14 protein-coding genes and 1 tRNA gene are annotated in these 18,657 nt (G+C 59.2%); all 15 read right to left on the bottom strand.

Annotation, left to right across the window (positions count from 1 at the left end; translation table 11 throughout):
* The coding region (locus tag H281_RS35710) for a GTP-binding protein (protein ID WP_020071568.1) at positions 1 to 309 on the bottom strand (309 nt) is incomplete at its 3' end.
* 47 nt (positions 310 to 356) lie between these two features.
* On the bottom strand, positions 357 to 2,459 hold the full coding sequence (fusA, locus tag H281_RS0133925; protein WP_020071567.1) for an elongation factor G: 2,103 nt from the start codon (positions 2,457 to 2,459) through the stop codon (positions 357 to 359).
* A gap of 134 nt (positions 2,460 to 2,593) precedes the next feature.
* Complete coding sequence (gene rpsG / locus H281_RS0133920; protein WP_006053291.1) at positions 2,594 to 3,064, bottom strand: 30S ribosomal protein S7; 471 nt, start codon at positions 3,062 to 3,064, stop codon at positions 2,594 to 2,596.
* A gap of 180 nt (positions 3,065 to 3,244) precedes the next feature.
* Positions 3,245 to 3,625, bottom strand: a complete 381-nt coding sequence (gene rpsL / locus H281_RS0133915) for a 30S ribosomal protein S12 (protein ID WP_006998493.1) — start codon at positions 3,623 to 3,625, stop codon at positions 3,245 to 3,247.
* Between the two features lie 222 nt (positions 3,626 to 3,847).
* Positions 3,848 to 5,695, bottom strand: a complete 1,848-nt coding sequence (recQ, locus tag H281_RS0133910) for a DNA helicase RecQ (protein WP_020071566.1) — start codon at positions 5,693 to 5,695, stop codon at positions 3,848 to 3,850.
* Positions 5,696 to 5,896: 201 nt separating this feature from the next.
* Positions 5,897 to 10,135: a DNA-directed RNA polymerase subunit beta' gene (gene rpoC, locus H281_RS0133905; protein ID WP_020071565.1), complete on the bottom strand. Its 4,239-nt coding sequence runs from the start codon at positions 10,133 to 10,135 to the stop codon at positions 5,897 to 5,899.
* 21 nt (positions 10,136 to 10,156) lie between these two features.
* Positions 10,157 to 14,263, bottom strand: coding sequence for a DNA-directed RNA polymerase subunit beta (rpoB, locus tag H281_RS0133900; RefSeq protein WP_020071564.1), 4,107 nt, complete (start codon positions 14,261 to 14,263; stop codon positions 10,157 to 10,159).
* A 379-nt stretch (positions 14,264 to 14,642) separates the two neighbouring features.
* Entirely contained in the window at positions 14,643 to 15,020 is a 378-nt protein-coding gene (gene rplL, locus H281_RS0133895; protein ID WP_020071563.1) for a 50S ribosomal protein L7/L12, read from the bottom strand.
* 63 nt (positions 15,021 to 15,083) lie between these two features.
* Positions 15,084 to 15,587 (bottom strand): 50S ribosomal protein L10, encoded by a 504-nt coding sequence (rplJ, locus tag H281_RS0133890; protein ID WP_013340748.1) that lies wholly within the window; start codon positions 15,585 to 15,587, stop codon positions 15,084 to 15,086.
* A gap of 303 nt (positions 15,588 to 15,890) precedes the next feature.
* Positions 15,891 to 16,589, bottom strand: a complete 699-nt coding sequence (gene rplA, locus H281_RS0133885) for a 50S ribosomal protein L1 (protein WP_020071562.1) — start codon at positions 16,587 to 16,589, stop codon at positions 15,891 to 15,893.
* Positions 16,590 to 17,021 carry a 50S ribosomal protein L11 gene (gene rplK, locus H281_RS0133880; RefSeq protein ID WP_007180146.1) on the bottom strand — a complete coding sequence of 144 codons (432 nt, stop codon included), beginning with the start codon at positions 17,019 to 17,021 and terminating at the stop codon, positions 16,590 to 16,592.
* A gap of 160 nt (positions 17,022 to 17,181) precedes the next feature.
* A complete protein-coding gene (gene nusG / locus H281_RS0133875; protein ID WP_007180147.1) occupies positions 17,182 to 17,739 on the bottom strand; it encodes a transcription termination/antitermination protein NusG in 558 nt (185 codons plus the stop codon).
* Between the two features lies 1 nt (position 17,740).
* On the bottom strand, positions 17,741 to 18,121 hold the full coding sequence (gene secE, locus H281_RS0133870) for a preprotein translocase subunit SecE (RefSeq protein ID WP_027805185.1): 381 nt from the start codon (positions 18,119 to 18,121) through the stop codon (positions 17,741 to 17,743).
* A gap of 36 nt (positions 18,122 to 18,157) precedes the next feature.
* Positions 18,158 to 18,233 (bottom strand) — tRNA-Trp (locus H281_RS0133865).
* Between the two features lie 64 nt (positions 18,234 to 18,297).
* On the bottom strand, positions 18,298 to 18,657 hold a 360-nt coding region (locus tag H281_RS35275; RefSeq protein WP_020070580.1), incomplete at its 5' end, for an EF-Tu C-terminal domain-related protein.

Genomic DNA, 18,657 nt, shown 5'->3' with positions numbered 1-18,657 from the left:
GATCGCGCCGTCCATCTGCGCAGCGCCCGTGATCATGTTCTTCACATAGTCAGCGTGGCCCGGGCAGTCAACGTGTGCGTAGTGGCGGTTAGCCGTTTCGTACTCGACGTGCGCCGTGTTGATCGTGATACCACGTGCCTTTTCTTCCGGCGCCGCGTCGATCTGGTCGTATGCCTTCGCTTCGCCGCCGAACTTCTGCGTCAGAACCGTCGTGATCGCTGCCGTCAGCGTGGTCTTGCCGTGGTCAACGTGACCGATCGTGCCGACGTTCACGTGCGGCTTGGTCCGTTCGAATTTACCTTTAGCCATGTTTCTCTTCTTTCAAAAAGTTAATCGTTGAATGACTTGCCGCGCAATTACTTCGACTTCGCGTTGATGATCGCTTCCGACACGTTACGCGGTGCTTCGGAGTAGTGCTTGAACTCCATCGTATACGTTGCGCGACCCTGGGTCAGCGAACGCAGCGACGTCGAGTAGCCGAACATTTCGGACAGCGGCACTTCGGCGCGAACAATCTTGCCACCGCCAACCATATCGTCCATACCCTGGACGATACCGCGACGGCCGGACAGGTCGCCCATCACGTTGCCCATGTAGTCTTCCGGCGTTTCGACTTCCACAGCCATCATCGGTTCGAGGATGACCGGTTGAGCCTTGCGCATTGCTTCCTTGAACGCCATCGAGCCGGCCATGCGGAACGCATTTTCGTTCGAGTCAACGTCGTGGTACGAACCGAACGTCAGGTGAACCTTGACGTCGACAACCGGGAAGCCCGCCAGCACGCCTGCCTTCAGCGTTTCCTGGATACCCTTGTCCACCGCCGGGATGTATTCGCGCGGAATCACACCGCCCTTGATCTCGTCGAGGAACTCGTAACCCTTGCCTTGCTCGTTCGGCTCGAGCGTGATGACCGCGTGACCGTACTGGCCGCGACCACCCGACTGCTTGACGAACTTGCCGTCAACGTCTTCTGCCTTGCCACGAATCGTTTCACGGTAAGCAACCTGCGGCTTGCCGACAGTCGCTTCCACGCCGAATTCGCGCTTCATACGATCGACGAGAATTTCGAGGTGGAGCTCGCCCATGCCCGAAATAATCGTTTGGCCCGATTCTTCGTCCGTTTGAACGCGGAACGACGGATCTTCCTGTGCCAGACGGTTCAGCGCCAGACCCATTTTTTCCTGGTCGGGCTTCGTCTTCGGCTCAACAGCCTGCGAAATCACCGGCTCCGGGAAAATCATGCGCTCGAGCACGATCGGGCTTTGCGGATCGCACAGCGTGTCGCCGGTCGTTGCGTCTTTCAGGCCGACTGCTGCAGCGATGTCGCCCGCGCGAACTTCCTTGATTTCCTCGCGCTGGTTCGCGTGCATCTGCAGAATACGACCCAGACGTTCCTTCTTGTCTTTGGTCGCGTTCAGCACGGTGTCGCCCGAATTGACGACGCCCGAGTACACGCGGAAGAAGATCAGCTGGCCGACGAACGGGTCGGTCATGATCTTGAACGCCAGAGCCGAGAACTTTTCGTCGTCGGCAGCGCGGCGCTCGCCTTGCTCACCGTTTTCCAGCTCGCCGGTGACCGGCGGGATGTCGATCGGCGACGGCAGGAAATCGAGCACGGCGTCCAGCATGCGTTGCACGCCCTTGTTCTTGAACGCGGTGCCGCACAGCATCGGCTGGATTTCGCAAGCGATCGTACGGTCGCGCAGACCCTTGATGATTTCCTCTTCCGTCAGTTCGCCCGACTCGAGGTACTTGTTCATCAGATCTTCGCTCGATTCAGCCGCTGCTTCGACCATCTTTTCACGCCATTCATTGCACGTGTCGGCGAGCTCAGCCGGAATTTCTTCGTACGAGAACTTGGTGCCTTGGGACGCGTCGTCCCAAATGATCGCTTTCATCTTCATCAGGTCGACGACACCCGTGAAGTTTTCTTCCGCGCCGATAGGCACCACGACCGGAACCGGGTTTGCCTTCAGACGCAGCTTCAGCTGGTCGTAAACCTTGAAGAAGTTCGCGCCGGTACGGTCCATCTTGTTGATGAACGCGAGACGCGGAACCTTGTACTTGTTAGCCTGACGCCACACGGTTTCCGACTGGGGCTGCACGCCACCCACAGCGCAGTACACCATGCACGCGCCGTCGAGCACGCGCATGGAGCGCTCAACTTCAATCGTGAAGTCGACGTGGCCCGGGGTGTCGATGATGTTGATGCGGTGCTCAGCGCGGTCGCCGGCCATGCCTTTCCAGAACGCCGTCGTAGCAGCCGACGTAATCGTGATGCCGCGTTCCTGCTCCTGCTCCATCCAGTCCATGGTGGCAGCGCCGTCGTGAACTTCACCAATCTTGTGGTTCACGCCGGTATAGAACAGGATGCGCTCGGTCGTCGTCGTCTTGCCGGCGTCGATGTGAGCGCTAATACCGATGTTACGGTAGCGCTCGATAGGTGTCTTGCGAGCCACTTTGATCCTCTATGGGGATGACGCGATGCGAGAAAATACCCATCGCGCTGTAACACAAACGGGCGAGGCGCTTTGTAAGCGCACCCGCCCGGAATTTCTTTCCGTTTTTGTCTGCTAACCCGGATTCGGGAAGCTTAGAAACGGAAATGCGAGAACGCCTTGTTGGCTTCTGCCATCCGGTGAACTTCGTCGCGCTTCTTCATTGCGCCGCCACGGCCTTCGGCCGCTTCGGAAAGTTCACCTGCCAGACGCAGGGCCATCGACTTCTCGCTGCGCTTCTTCGCGGCTTCACGCAGCCAACGCATCGCCAATGCCATACGACGCGACGGGCGCACTTCGACCGGAACCTGATAGTTCGCACCACCAACGCGGCGGCTCTTGACTTCGACCACCGGCTTGACGTTGTTGAGCGCTACCGTGAACACTTCCAGCGGGTCCTTGCCACCCTTGGTCTGGATCTGTTCGAAAGCGCCGTACACAATGCGCTCAGCAACCGACTTCTTGCCGGAGAGCATCAGCACGTTCATGAACTTAGCTACATCAACGTTACCGAACTTCGGATCCGGCAACACTTCCCGCTTGGGGACTTCGCGACGACGCGGCATGATTCTTCCTTTAACTTTTCAGTTGGAGCTGTTTTAGCCCCGCGGCCACCAACTAACCCGATTCATCTCTAACGACTTACCAGCCTGGTCGGGTGACCACTTACTCGACAGCACCGGCGATTCCGGCACCACCGCTATTACCGCCTTTGCAGGCGACCTGAACTACGGACCGGCTGATGATTACTTGCCAGCCTTGGCACGCTTCGCACCGTACTTCGAGCGAGCCTGCTTACGATCCTTGACGCCCTGGGTATCCAGCGAGCCGCGAACCATGTGGTAACGCACACCCGGCAAGTCCTTCACACGGCCGCCGCGAATCAGCACGACCGAGTGTTCCTGCAGGTTGTGGCCTTCACCACCGATGTACGAAATGACTTCGAAACCGTTCGTGAGGCGCACCTTAGCAACTTTACGCAGTGCCGAGTTCGGCTTCTTCGGCGTCGTGGTGTACACACGGGTGCACACGCCGCGACGCTGGGGGCAGTCCTGCAAGGCCGGGCTCTTGCTCTTCGTCGTTTCCGACGCGCGGCCTTTGCGAACCAGTTGATTGATGGTTGGCATTGTCTATTCCTGAAATTGAACAAAATCGACGCATCTGTTTCCGGGCAAAGCAGAAACGATTGCGCATCGAACTTCCGGCTTCGACTACAAGTACGTGGACGGAGTCCGCGCGCGTGCATCCCAAAGACCGGAACCTAGCATAATATTCCGAAAAGGCTAAGCGAGTCAACAGGTTGCAATGTTTCGCAGACCTGCGCACGTTGGCTGACGACGGCGCTCCACTTAATCAGCGGCAACGACTTCGAGCAGTTCGTCCCCGAAACGATCGAGCTTGCGCGCGCCCATGCCCGGAATGCCGCGCAAATCTTCAATGGAATCGGGGCCGTTTCGAGCGATCTCCGCAAGCGTCGCGTCGTGGAAAATCACGTAGGCGGGTACGCCGTCGCTCTTCGCGGTTTCCGTACGCCATGCGCGTAGCCGATCCCAGCGCGCGCGCTCCTGCGGCCCCATGCCGATCGTCGGATCCGCTCGCTCGCTGGTTCGACCAGACGACTGGCGAGTACGCGTAGGCTTCACATAGCGGCGCATCGTGACGTTTTGCTCACCCTTTAAAACGGGCTTGCTGGCCTCGGTGAGAACGAGCGAGCCGAATCCTTCGTGATCGACAGTCAGATAGCCGAACGCCACCAACTGGCGAAACACCGCGCGCCACTCCGGTTCGCCGAGTGCCGCGCCAATGCCGAATGTGGTCAGTTTCTCGTGCCCGCGCTGCAGGATCTTCTCGCTGCGATTGCCCCGCAGAATGTCGATGAGATGGCCCGCGCCGAAGTGAAAACCGCTCGCCCGCTGCGCGCGAAACACGCACGACAGCGCCATCTGCGACTCGCGCGTCGCGTCCCACGTGTCCGGTGGCTCAAGGCAGTTGTCGCAATTACCGCAAGGTTTGCTGGATTCGCCGAAATACGCGAGAAGGCGCACGCGCCGGCACGTCGCCGCTTCGCACAAACCAAGAAGCGCATCCAGCTTGCCTGTCTGGACGCGCTTGTGTGCGTCGTCCGCGTCAGACTCGTCGATCATCTTGCGCTGCTGGACGACGTCGCCTAGACCGTAGGCCATCCATGCATTGGCCGGCATGCCATCGCGGCCGGCGCGGCCGGTTTCCTGGTAATACCCTTCGACACTCTTCGGCAAATCCAGGTGCGCGACGAACCGCACGTCTGGCTTGTCGATGCCCATGCCGAACGCGATCGTCGCGCACATCACAATGCCTTCCTCGCGCTGAAACATCTCCTGGTGCTTCTGGCGCGTCTCGAATTCCATGCCCGCGTGATACGGCAACGCGCGCATACCCTTTTCTTTGAGCCATTCGGCCGTCTCTTCGACTTTGCGCCGCGACAGGCAATAGACCACCCCTGCGTCGGTCGTCCCGTCCGCCCGCGTGTGTTCGGCGCGAATGAAGTCGAGCAACTGCGTGCGCGCGTTGTCCTTTTCGACGATGCGATAACGGATATTGGGCCGGTCGAAACTCGAAACGAAAATGCGCGCGTCGTCGAGTGCGAGACGGTGAATGATTTCGTCTCGCGTGATGGCGTCCGCGGTCGCGGTCAGCGCAATCCGCGGCACATTCGGGAAGCGCTCGTGCAGCACCGAGAGCTGAATATATTCGGGCCGGAAATCGTGCCCCCATTGCGAGACGCAATGCGCTTCGTCGATCGCGAAAAGTCCGATGCGGGTGCGCTCCAGCAGCTCCTGGAATCGCGGCGTCATCAGACGTTCGGGCGCGACGTAGAGCAGATCGATGTCGCCGTCACGCAGCGCACGCTCGGTAGCCATTGCCTCCGCGCTCGAAAGCGTGGAGTTCAGGTAAGCGGCGCGCACGCCGACTTCCGTGAGCGCGGCCACCTGATCCTGCATCAGCGCAATCAACGGCGAGACCACGATACCCGTGCCGAAGCCGCCTTCGCGGCGCACCAGCGACGGGATCTGATAACACAGCGACTTCCCGCCGCCCGTTGGCATCAGTACGAGACAATCGCCGCCGCCAGCGACGTGTTCGACAATTTCGCCTTGCTGTCCTCTGAACGCGGGGTAACCAAAAACTTCGTTGAGGATTTCGAGCGGACGGGACATGAATTTGAGAGAAGCAGCGTAAAGCGGGTGACACGAATTTTACCAACGCATTCGCGCTGCGCCCGCGCTTTGCAACAACGTTAGCCATCTGGCCTGCGAATGGACAAGAACGCGTAAAAAAGCGGCGCAAAAAAAAAGCCGCTCAGTCGAAACTGAGCGGCTTCGCTGGCTAGAGCCCCAAGCGGCTTACGCCGCCGGGACTTATTCGCCTGAGTGCTGCTGTTCGGCGGCCGGGGTTTCCGGCGTACCGAATTCGAACGACTCTTCCGCTGCGATCTGATCGAAACGCTCGCGGTCGGACAGTTCCTTGCTCTTGCGTGCCTTGTGGAACGCGAGACCCGTACCGGCCGGAATCAAACGGCCGACGATCACGTTTTCCTTCAGGCCACGCAGATCGTCGCGCTTGCCCATAATCGCCGCTTCGGTCAGCACGCGGGTCGTTTCCTGGAACGATGCCGCAGAGATGAACGAATCGGTCGACAGCGACGCCTTCGTGATACCGAGCAACACGTTTTCGTACGTTGCCGGACGCTTGTCTTCCGCGATCATACGGTCGTTCTCGTCGAGCATATCCGACCGCTCGACCTGTTCGCCCGGGATGAAACGCGTATCGCCGTTGTCCGTAATCTGCACGCGGCGCAGCATCTGACGAACAATCACTTCAATGTGCTTGTCGTTGATCTTCACGCCTTGCAGACGGTACACGTCCTGCACTTCGTCCACGATGTAGCGCGACAGCGCTTCGACGCCCTGCAAACGCAGGATGTCGTGTGGATCCGCCGGTCCGTCCACGATCATTTCGCCCTTGTTGACGACCTGACCATCGTGAACCAGAACCTGCTTTTCCTTCGCGATCAGGAACTCGTGCTGGTTGCCCTCGAGGTCCGTGATAACGAGACGCTGCTTGCCCTTCGTGTCCTTACCGAACGACGTCGTACCCGTGACTTCCGCCAGGATACCTGCGTCCTTCGGCGAACGTGCTTCGAACAGTTCCGCCACACGCGGCAGACCGCCGGTAATGTCACGCGTCTTCTGCGATTCAGTCGGGATACGTGCGAGCACTTCACCGACCTGCACTTGCTGACCGTCCTTCACGGTGATCAGAGCGCCGACCTGGAAGCCGATCTGCACCGAGTGCTCGGTGTTCGGGATCTTCACTTCCTCGCCGTTCGCATCGAGCAGCTTGACCTGCGGACGCACCGTCTTCGAAGCTTGCGAACCGCGGCGCTTCACGTCGATCACGACGAGAGTCGAAAGACCCGTCACGTCGTCGATCTGCTTCGCAACGGTTACGCCTTCTTCGACGTTCTCGAACTTCACCGTACCACCGTACTCGGTGATGATCGGACGCGTCATCGGGTCCCACGTCGCCAGTTGCGTGCCGGCCTTGATCTGCGCGCCGTCCAGCTGCAACAGCGTCGCGCCGTACGGCACCTTGTGACGTTCGCGCTCGCGACCGTGGTCGTCGGTGATCATCGCTTCGCCCGAACGCGAAATGACGATCTGCTCGCCCTTCGCGTTAGTGACGTAACGCATCGTCGACGTGAAGCGCACCGTACCGTTCGACTTGGCTTCAACCGACGAAGCCACTGCCGCACGCGACGCCGCACCACCGATGTGGAACGTACGCATGGTCAGCTGCGTGCCCGGCTCACCGATCGACTGAGCGGCGATCACACCGACTGCCTCACCGACATTCACGAGCGAGCCTCGGCCCAGGTCGCGGCCATAGCAAGCTGCGCACAGACCGTAACGTGTTTCGCACGTCAGCGGCGTACGAACGCGCACTTCGTCGATGCCGAGGCGCTCGATTTCTTCGACCGCATCTTCGTCGAGCAGGCTGCCCGCTTCGTACAGCGTTTCCTGCGATTCCGGATTGACGACGTCAGCCACCGCCACGCGACCGAGAATACGGTCACGCAGTGCTTCGACGACTTCACCGCCTTCGACCAACGCCTTCATCGCCACGCCGTTGGACGTACCGCAATCGTCCTCGACCACCACCAGATCCTGCGTCACGTCAACGAGACGTCGCGTCAGGTAACCGGAGTTTGCCGTCTTCAGTGCCGTATCAGCCAGACCCTTACGTGCGCCGTGGGTCGAGATGAAGTACTGCAACACGTTCAGACCTTCGCGGAAGTTCGCCGTAATCGGCGTCTCGATGATCGAGCCGTCCGGCTTCGCCATCAGGCCACGCATACCGGCCAGCTGACGAATCTGAACTGCGGAACCACGAGCGCCCGAGTCCGCCATCATGTAGATGGAGTTGAACGATTCCTGACGCGTTTCGTTGCCGTCGCGATCCACCACCGGTTCCGTCGACAGCTGTTCCATCATCGCCTTGCCGACCGCTTCCGACGTTGCCGACCAGATGTCGACCACGTTGTTGTAGCGCTCTTGCGACGTGACGAGACCCGACATGTACTGACGGTCGTATTCCTTCACCTTCTTCGCAGCGTCGCCAACGATGGTTTCTTTCTGCGGCGGCACGAGCATGTCGTCGACGCAGATCGAGATACCAGCGCGCGTGGCCAGACGGAAACCAGACTGCATCAACTGGTCGGCGAAAATCACCGTTTCACGCAGACCGCACTTGCGGAACGCGGTGTTGATCAGACGCGAGATTTCCTTCTTCTTCAGCGGCTTGTTCAGCACCGAGAACGGCAGGCCCGGCGGCAGAATTTCCGACAGGATTGCACGGCCGACGGTCGTCGCGTACAGCGAGATCTTCGGCACGAACGCCGGCGCACCTTCCGACTTGTCTTCGTTGTGGACCATTTCGGTGATCCGCACGTTGACGCGCGAGGCGAGCTCGACTTCCTTGTTCTCGTATGCACGCAGCGCTTCCGAAACGCCGGTGAACGTCAGGCCTTCGCCCTTCGCGTTCACAGCTTCACGGGTCGCGTAGTACAGACCGAGCACGATATCCTGCGACGGCACGATCGACGGATCGCCGTTAGCCGGGAACAGCACGTTGTTCGACGCCAGCATCAGCGTGCGCGCTTCCATCTGCGCTTCGAGCGACAGCGGAACGTGAACAGCCATCTGGTCACCGTCGAAGTCGGCGTTGAACGCCGCGCAAACGAGCGGGTGCAGCTGGATCGCCTTACCTTCGATCAGCACCGGCTCGAAAGCCTGAATGCCAAGACGGTGCAGCGTAGGCGCGCGGTTCAGCATGACCGGATGTTCGCGAATGACTTCTTCGAGAATGTCCCACACCACCGGCGTCTGGTTCTCGACTTCCTTCTTCGCAGCCTTGATGGTGGTAGCAACACCCATCACTTCCAGCTTGTTGAAGATGAACGGCTTGAACAGTTCGAGCGCCATCAGCTTCGGCAGACCGCACTGATGCAGCTTGAGCGTCGGGCCGACCACGATCACCGAACGGCCCGAATAGTCGACGCGCTTACCAAGCAAGTTCTGACGGAAACGACCGCCCTTACCCTTGATCATGTCAGCGAGCGACTTCAGCGGACGCTTGTTCGCGCCGGTCATTGCCTTACCGCGACGACCGTTGTCGAGCAGCGAATCGACGGCTTCCTGCAGCATCCGCTTTTCGTTGCGGACGATGATTTCAGGCGCCTTCAGTTCGAGCAGACGCTTCAACCGGTTGTTACGGTTGATCACGCGGCGGTACAGGTCGTTCAGGTCCGACGTCGCGAAACGGCCGCCATCCAGCGGCACCAGCGGACGCAGTTCCGGCGGCAGCACCGGCAGCACTTCGAGCACCATCCAGTCAGGCTTGATGCCCGAACGCTGGAAAGCCTCGAGCACCTTCAGGCGCTTCGCGTACTTCTTGATCTTCGCTTCCGAACCCGTGTTCTTGAGTTCGGTACGGAGCATTTCAACCTGTTCGTCGATGTTGATCGCGCGCAGCAGCTCGCGAACGCCTTCCGCGCCCATTTCGGCACGGAATTCGTCACCGTATTCTTCGACCTTGTTGTAGTAATCCTCTTCGGTCATGATCTGCCGCGCTTTCAGCGGCGTCATGCCCGGATCGATCACCACATATGCTTCGAAGTACAGCACGCGTTCGATGTCGCGCAGCGTCATGTCGAGCACCATGCCCAGACGCGACGGCAGCGACTTCAGGAACCAAATGTGCGCAACCGGCGAGGCCAGTTCAATGTGGCCCATCCGTTCGCGACGCACCTTAGCCAGCGTCACTTCGACGCCGCACTTCTCGCAGATCACGCCACGGTGCTTCAGGCGCTTGTACTTGCCGCAAAGGCATTCATAGTCTTTGATCGGCCCGAAAATTTTCGCGCAGAACAAACCATCGCGTTCCGGCTTGAACGTCCGGTAGTTGATGGTTTCCGGCTTCTTCACTTCACCGAACGACCACGAACGGATCTTGTCTGGCGAAGCCAGACCGATCTTGATCGCGTCAAAAACTTCAGGTTGTTGGACTTGCTTGAATAGATCGAGCAAAGCTTTCATCGCTTCTCTCCAGTAGTCCGATTAGTTGCGGTCGAGGTCGATGTCGATACCGAGCGAGCGGATTTCCTTCACCAACACGTTGAAGGATTCCGGCATGCCTGCATCGATCACGTGATCGCCCTTGACCAGGTTCTCGTACACCTTGGTCCGGCCTGTCACGTCGTCCGACTTCACCGTCAGCATTTCCTGCAGCACGTACGATGCGCCGTACGCTTCGAGCGCCCACACTTCCATTTCACCGAAACGCTGGCCACCGAACTGCGCCTTACCGCCCAACGGCTGCTGCGTCACGAGCGAGTACGGGCCCGTGGAACGCGCGTGCATCTTGTCGTCGACCAGGTGGTGCAGCTTCAGGTAGTGCATGTAGCCGACCGTCACCGTACGTTCGAACATTTCGCCGGTCCGGCCGTCGTACAGACGCACCTGATTCTTCGACGGCGTCATGCCGAGGTTCTTCGCGATGTCGTCCGGGAATGCCAGATCCAGCGCGCGCGACATTTCTTCTTCCGTCGCGCCGTCGAACACCGGCGTTGCGAACGGCACGCCTTCGCGCAGGTTCTTCGCCAGTTCGACGATCTCGTCGTCGGTGAAGCTGTCCAGCTCTTCGGCGCGGCCCGACTCGTTGTAGATCTTGGTCAGGAATTCGCGCAGTTCAGCGATCTTCGCCTGACGCTGCAGCATTTCGCCGATACGCCAGCCGAGACCCTTCGCGGCCCAACCCAGATGCACTTCGAGAACCTGACCGACGTTCATCCGCGACGGCACGCCGAGCGGATTCAGAACGACGTCAGCCGGACGGCCGTCGGCCATGTACGGCATGTCTTCGATCGGAACGATCTTCGACACGACACCCTTGTTACCGTGACGGCCGGCCATCTTGTCGCCAGGCTGCAGGCGGCGCTTCACTGCCAGGTACACCTTGACCATCTTCAACACGCCCGGCGGCAGTTCGTCGCCTTGCGTGAGCTTCTTGCGCTTCTCTTCGAACGCCAGATCGAACTGGTGACGCTTCTGTTCGATCGAGTCCTTGATGGCTTCGAGCTGTGCCGCTGCTTCTTCGTCCGCGAGGCGGATGTCGAACCAGTGGTAATGATCCAGATCTTGCAGGTAAGCCTGTTCGATCTTCGTGCCCTTTGCCAGCTTCTTCGGACCGCCGTTCGCGACCTTGCCGTCGAGCATACGTGCGAGACGCTGGAACGCGTCGCCTTCCACGATGCGCAGCTGGTCGTTCAAGTCGAGGCGATAGCGCTTCAGTTCATCGTCGATGATCTGTTGCGCACGCTTGTCGCGCTGAATGCCTTCACGCGTGAACACCTGGACGTCGATCACCGTACCGCTCATGCCCGACGGCACGCGCAGCGACGTGTCCTTCACGTCCGAAGCCTTTTCACCGAAGATGGCGCGCAGCAGCTTTTCTTCCGGCGTCAGCTGGGTTTCGCCCTTCGGCGTGACCTTGCCGACCAGCACGTCGCCTGCTTCGACTTCCGCGCCGATGTAGACGATGCCCGACTCGTCGAGACGGCCGAGTTGCACTTCAGCCAGGTTCGAGATGTCGCGCGTGATTTCTTCCGGTCCGAGCTTCGTGTCGCGAGCCACGACGTTCAGTTCTTCGATGTGGATCGACGTGTAACGGTCGTCTGCAACCACCTTCTCCGAGATCAAGATCGAGTCTTCGAAGTTGTAGCCGTTCCACGGCATGAACGCGACCAGCATGTTCTGGCCAAGAGCCAGCTCACCCAGATCCGTCGATGCGCCGTCAGCCAGCACGTCGCCACGCGACACGATATCGCCGACCTTCACGATCGGGCGCTGGTTGATGTTCGTGTTCTGGTTCGAACGCGTGTACTTGATCAGGTTGTAGATGTCCACGCCGACGTCGCCAGCAACAGCTTCATCGTCGTTCACGCGGATCACCATACGGCCGGCGTCGACATAATCGACCACACCGCCGCGGAATGCCTGAACCGTCGTACCCGAGTCGACTGCCACCGTACGCTCGATACCCGTACCCACCACGGCCTTTTCAGGACGCAGACACGGCACAGCCTGACGCTGCATGTTCGAGCCCATCAACGCGCGGTTCGCGTCGTCGTGCTCGAGGAACGGAATCAGCGATGCAGCCACCGACACGATCTGCGACGGCGCCACGTCCATGTACTGGATACGGTCCGGCGTGACCATCAGCGTTTCGCCCGCTTCACGCGACGACACGAGTTCGTCGGTCAGCGTACCGTCTTCAGCCACTGCCGCGTTCGCCTGAGCGATCACGTAACGACCTTCTTCGATCGCCGACAGGTAATCGATCTGGTCGGTCACCTTGCCGTCCACGACCTTGCGATACGGCGTTTCGAGGAAGCCGTATTCGTTCAGGTGCGCGTACAGAGCGAGCGAGTTGATCAGGCCGATGTTCGGACCTTCAGGCGTTTCGATCGGGCAGACACGACCATAGTGCGTCGGGTGGACGTCGCGGACTTCGAAGCCTGCGCGCTCACGCGTCAAACCGCCCGGGCCAAGTGCCGAGACACGGCGCTTGTGGGTGATTTCCGACAGCGGATTCGTCTGGTCCATGAACTGCGACAGCTGCGACGAACCGAAGAACTCGCGAATTGCCGACGAAATCGGCTTCGAGTTGATCAGGTCGTGCGGCATCAGGTTTTCGCTTTCGGCCTGGCCGAGGCGCTCCTTCACAGCACGTTCGACACGCACGAGACCGGCGCGGAACTGGTTTTCCGCCAGTTCGCCGACGCAACGCACACGGCGATTGCCCAAGTGGTCGATGTCGTCGACTTCACCCTTACCGTTACGCAGTTCGACCAGAATCTTGATCGTGGCGAGGATGTCGTCGTCTTGCAGCGTCATCGGGCCAACGATTTCATCGCGGCCGACACGGCGATTGAACTTCATACGACCCACCTTCGAGAGGTCGTATGCGTCTTCGCTGTAGAACAGACGGTTGAACAGCGCCTCGACCGCTTCTTCGGTCGGCGGTTCGCCCGGGCGCATCATGCGGTAGATCGCGATGCGAGCGGCCATCTTGTCCGCGGTTTCGTCGATACGCAGCGTCGACGAAATGTACGGACCCTGGTCCAGATCGTTCGTGTAGAGCGTCTGGATGTCTTTGATCTTCGATTCGCGCAGCTTCTCGAGGACAGTCTCGGTGATTTCGTCATTCGCGTTGGCGATGACTTCACCGGTGTCGCCGTCGACGACGTTTTTCGCCAGCACGCGGCCGAGCAGATAGTCTTCCGGGACCGAGATGAACTTGGTCTTCGCGTTGTCCAGATCGCGAATGTGCTTCGCGTTGATCCGCTTGTCCTTCTGGACGATCACGTTGCCATCACGGTCCGTGATGTCGAAACGCGCGACTTCGCCACGCAGACGCTCCGGCACGAACTCCATCTGCGCGCCTTCCGGCATCAGCGTGAAGTTATCGAACACGAAGAAGTTTGCGAGGATCTGTTCCGGCGTGAGGCCGATTGCCTTCAGCAGGATCGTGACCGGCATCTTGCGGCGACGGTCGACGCGGAAGTACAGCACATCCTTCGGGTCGAACTCGAAATCGAGCCACGAACCGCGGTAAGGAATGATACGTGCCGAAAACAGGAGCTTGCCCGAGCTGTGCGTCTTGCCCTTGTCGTGTTCGAAGAACACGCCAGGCGAGCGGTGCAGCTGCGAAACGATCACACGTTCCGTGCCGTTGATGACGAACGAACCCGTCGGCGTCATGAGCGGAATTTCGCCCATGTACACTTCCTGTTCCTTCACTTCCTTGACGACCGGCTTGCTCGGCGACTCCTTGTCGAGCAGCACCAGGCGCACTTTGGCGCGCAGGGCGGAGCAGTACGTCAAACCGCGCTGCTGACATTCCTTGATGTTGAATGCCGGCGGCGACAGCATGTAGCTGACGAACTCAAGACGTGCGAACCCGTTGTGCGAAACAATCGGGAAAACGGATGTGAACGCGGCTTGCAGGCCTTCCGGCTTGCGTTGCGTGGAGGACGTGTCTGCTTGCAGAAACGTGCTGAATGATTCAAGCTGGGTAGCCAGCAGGAAAGGTACTTGGTGAACGATGGGGCGCTTCGCAAAACTCTTGCGAATACGCTTCTTCTCGGTGAAGGAATATTGCATACGATCTCCGAATCACGGCGGGCATTGTTGTCGAGGCAGGATACCTTGATGAGACAACCCGAGTGTTCACCGACTGAGACCCGATGGCCGTCCGATGGCTTGAACGAGCCTAGAAGCTTGGTGGTTGGCCTCTACCAACCGCTGGCTGACGGCAGCGGATGCCTGTCGCATGGAACCTTAACCGCTACCCGACCAAACTTGCCTTCTGCAGTCGCTTCAGAAGACAAAGAGAAGCGCCGGTCAATGTTGCCGATAGGCGGTTTTCTTTGGCTTCTGGGAGTCGCATTGTTGCTAAACAACGATGCAAAAACGCGTCCCCCACAAAGCACAAAAAGGCCGGCGGTGGAAAACCGCCAGCCTTCGCACAGCGCGCTGAAACTTACTTGATTTCAGCCTTCGCGCCGGCTTCTTCCAGCTTCTTCTTCGCTTCTTCAGCAGCAGCCTTCGGTACCGATTCCTTCACAGGCTTCGGTGCACCGTCGACCAGGTCCTTCGCTTCCTTCAGGCCGAGACCCGTCAGTTCACGAACTGCCTTAATGACGGAAACCTTGTTCGCGCCAACTTCAACCAGGTTCACCGTGAATTCGGTTTGCTCTTCAGCTGCAGCAGCGCCGCCGCCTGCACCTGCGGGGCCTGCCACTGCAACAGCAGCTGCCGACACGCCAAACTTTTCTTCGAACGCCTTAACCAGCTCGTTCAGTTCCAGAACCGACATCGAGCCTACGGCTTCGAGGATGTCTTCTTTTGCGATTGCCATTTGAAATACTCCTAAATTGAATTCGGATACAGCTAGCGATCAATTACGCTCGGCTGAAGTACATTACGCAGCGGATTCTTCGCCTTGTTTCTTTTCTGCCAGCGCGGCCAAAGCGCGCGCGAAGCCAGAAACAGGTGCTTGCATAACGAACAACAGCTTGGAGAGCAGCTCCTCGCGGCTCGGGATGTTGGCCAGCGCTTGCACGCCCGCCTTGTCCATCACGTTGCCTTCGTAGGCGCCAGCCTTGATGACCAACTTATCATTGCTCTTGCTGAAGTCATTGACGACCTTAGCAGCAGCAATTGCATCTTCAGAGATGCCGTAGATCAGGGGGCCAGTCATCTGCTCTGCCAGCGGAGCGAACGGGGTACCTTCGACAGCGCGACGCGCAAGCGTGTTTTTCAACACGCGAAGGTACACCTGTTGCTCACGCGCTTTCGCGCGCAGCTTGGTCAGATCGCCAACCGTGATCCCACGATACTCAGCCAGAACCACGGTCTGGGCTTTCGCGACTTGCGCGGCAACCTCAGCGACGACGGCCTGCTTGCTTTCTTTGTTGAGTGGCACGGTTAACCTCCAGATTCGATACACGCGGCGTGCGCCTTGTGTACCGCGTTCAATAACGGCGTCCGACCAGTCAGGAGTATTTCGACCGCGCGACACCCGCACTGCTGCAAGCGTCGAACGGCTTCATCACTACAAAACCTTTTCGGGTTCGCCATCTGCGTTGGCTTTACATTAAGAGTCCGCCTACCTGCTGCGTGCCCGCCAACGGTCTTTGACAACCGGTTGCGCGATGCTAACTACTGACATCTCGCAACCGCCCAAAGCCCATAAACGCCCCGACTTTCGTCGAGGCGATGAATTACTTTATTGTGCAGCGAGCGACGTCTGATCGACGCGAACGCCGACGCCCATCGTGCTCGACAGTGCAACCTTACGCAGGTAAACACCCTTGCTCGTTGCCGGCTTGGCCTTCTGCAACGCGTCGATGAGAGCGCTCAGATTGCTACGCAGAGCCGTCGGTTCGAACGAAGCACGACCGATGGTGGCGTGGATAATACCGGCCTTGTCGACACGGAATTGCACCTGGCCAGCCTTGGCATTCTTCACGGCCGTTGCGACGTCCGGCGTGACCGTGCCGACCTTCGGGTTCGGCATCAGGCCGCGCGGGCCGAGAATCTGACCGAGCGTACCGACCACGCGCATCGTGTCCGGCGAAGCGATCACGATGTCGAAGTCCAGATTGCCAGCCTTCACCTGTTCAGCCAGGTCTTCCATACCGACGACTTCAGCGCCGGCTGCGCGAGCCTGTTCAGCTTTTTCGCCCTGTGCGAACACGGCGACGCGAACCGACTTGCCTGTACCTGCCGGCAGAACAACCGAACCGCGGACCACTTGATCCGACTTCTTCGCATCGATGCCGAGTTGCACTGCCACGTCGATCGACTCGTCGAACTTTGCGCTCGCGCACTCCTTGACCAGCGACAGCGCGTCGTCGATCGGGTACAGCTTCTGACGGTCAACCTTTGCTGCAAAAGCCTGCAGACGCTTAGAAAGCTTAGCCATTTACACGCCCTCCACGGTGATGCCCATCGAGCGGGCGCTACCAGCGATCGTACGAACCGCTGCGTCCAGATCAGCCGCGGTCAGATCGGGCATCTTGGTCTTGGCGATGTCTTCAGCTTGAGCGCGGGTGATCTTGCCGACCTTGTCGGTGTGCGGCTTGCTCGAACCCTTGTCGATCTTCGCTGCCTTCTTGATCAGAACCGTTGCCGGCGGCGTTTTCAGGACAAACGTGAAGCTCTTGTCAGCAAACGCGGTGATCACGACCGGAATCGGCAGACCCGGCTCCAGTGCTTGAGTCTGCGCGTTAAACGCCTTGCAGAACTCCATGATGTTCAGGCCGCGCTGGCCCAGTGCCGGACCGACCGGCGGCGACGGGTTGGCTTTACCTGCAGGAATCTGCAGCTTGATAAAGCCGATGATTTTCTTTGCCATGTTGAAAACCTCTTTGGAACGTCACCTTTCAAGCGAACGTTCAGTGAGTAGTAGCGCGCGTTCGCCGGACCCCGGGTACTTGCGCTCCTCAACGGCCATTACGCGGACCGTAAGCGCGAAATACGAAACGCGCCGACTGGCGCGCTGCGTAGAATCTGGATTACAACTTCTCGACTTGGCCGAATTCCAGCTCGACCGGCGTAGCGCGGCCGAAGATTGTAACGGAAACACGGACGCGCGACTTTTCGTAATTCACTTCTTCGACGCTGCCGTTGAAATCGGTGAAAGGACCGTCCTTCACCCGAACCATCTCGCCCACTTCAAACAGGGTCTTCGGACGCGGTTTCTCCACCCCCTCCTGCATCTGCGACATGATCTTCTCGACTTCGCGCGGAGAGATCGGGCTCGGCCGATTGCGCGCACCGCCCACGAAGCCCGTGACCTTCGCCGTATTCTTCACGAGGTGCCACGTCTCATCCGTCATTTCCATCTCAACCAGTACGTAACCGGGGAAGAAACGACGCTCGGTCACCGATTTGTGACCGCCCTTCACCTCGACCACCTCTTCGGTCGGCACGAGGATTTGACCAAACTGGTCTTGCATGCCGGCGCGCTCAATGCGCTCCTGAAGCGCACGCTGCACGCTCTTCTCCATGCCGGAGTAGGCGTGCACGACGTACCAACGTTTGCCGCTCGGAGATGCCGGAGTATCGCTCATATCATTTCCAACCCAGAATCACCGAGAAAATCGCCCATTCGATGGATTTATCACTAACCCACAGAAAGATCGCCATCACGAACACGAAGCCGAAAACCACTAACGTCGTCTGAGTAGCCTCTTTACGAGTCGGCCAGACAACCTTGCGGACTTCCTTGTACGAGTCTTTGGCGAAAGCGATGAAACCCTTGCCAGGCGCGGAGAGAAGACCGACTGCAACACCCGCGATTGCACCAACAGCCAAGGCGGCTCCGCGGACGTACCATTCCTGACCGTTAAGCCAGAAGAACCCCACGAACCCGGCCAAGACCAGCAATACGCCCGCGACGAGCATCAGCTTGTCGCTCGATGTATTTACAGTTTCGACGGAAGGATTCGCCATAACACCTTAACGAAGCGCCACGGTTGACGCGAGAGTTGGCAGGGGCAGAGGGAATCGAACCCCCAACCTTCGGTTTTGGAGACCGACGCTCTGCCAGTTGAGCTATACCCCTAAACCATTTGGGGCTGACGACACCGCCAACCCCGAAACTACAGATTAACGAGAACTATCTGGCGTTACTCGAGAATCTTGGCAACGACACCGGCGCCGACGGTACGGCCGCCTTCGCGGATAGCGAAGCGCAGACCTTCTTCCATCGCGATCGGGTTGATCAGCTTCACCGTGATCGACACGTTGTCGCCCGGCATGACCATTTCCTTGTCCTTCGGCAACTCGATCGAGCCCGTCACGTCCGTCGTACGGAAGTAGAACTGCGGACGATAGTTGTTGAAGAACGGCGTGTGGCGGCCGCCTTCGTCCTTGCTCAGCACGTACACCTCAGCCGTGAAGTGCGTGTGCGGGTTGATCGAACCCGGCTTGGCCAGCACCTGGCCACGCTCCACGTCTTCGCGCTTCGTGCCGCGCAGCAGGATACC

The sequence above is a fragment of the Paraburkholderia caledonica genome (genome assembly GCF_000383275.1).
Taxonomy (GTDB): domain Bacteria; phylum Pseudomonadota; class Gammaproteobacteria; order Burkholderiales; family Burkholderiaceae; genus Paraburkholderia; species Paraburkholderia caledonica.
This window is presented reverse-complemented; position numbering and strand designations above follow the sequence as displayed.

Bases quoted from the DNA above. Each gene is read 5' to 3' on its own strand.
- rpoC (WP_020071565.1), bottom strand. From the start codon at position 10,135: ATGAAAGCTTTGCTCGATCTATTCAAGCAAGTCCAACAACCTGAAGTT.
- nusG (WP_007180147.1), bottom strand. From the start codon at position 17,739: ATGAGCGATACTCCGGCATCTCCGAGCGGCAAACGTTGGTACGTCGTG.
- rplA (WP_020071562.1), bottom strand. From the start codon at position 16,589: ATGGCTAAGCTTTCTAAGCGTCTGCAGGCTTTTGCAGCAAAGGTTGAC.
- secE (WP_027805185.1), bottom strand. From the start codon at position 18,121: ATGGCGAATCCTTCCGTCGAAACTGTAAATACATCGAGCGACAAGCTG.
- rplL (WP_020071563.1), bottom strand. From the start codon at position 15,020: ATGGCAATCGCAAAAGAAGACATCCTCGAAGCCGTAGGCTCGATGTCG.
- rplK (WP_007180146.1), bottom strand. From the start codon at position 17,021: ATGGCAAAGAAAATCATCGGCTTTATCAAGCTGCAGATTCCTGCAGGT.
- rpsL (WP_006998493.1), bottom strand. From the start codon at position 3,625: ATGCCAACCATCAATCAACTGGTTCGCAAAGGCCGCGCGTCGGAAACG.
- recQ (WP_020071566.1), bottom strand. From the start codon at position 5,695: ATGTCCCGTCCGCTCGAAATCCTCAACGAAGTTTTTGGTTACCCCGCG.
- rpoB (WP_020071564.1), bottom strand. From the start codon at position 14,263: ATGCAATATTCCTTCACCGAGAAGAAGCGTATTCGCAAGAGTTTTGCG.
- rpsG (WP_006053291.1), bottom strand. From the start codon at position 3,064: ATGCCGCGTCGTCGCGAAGTCCCCAAGCGGGAAGTGTTGCCGGATCCG.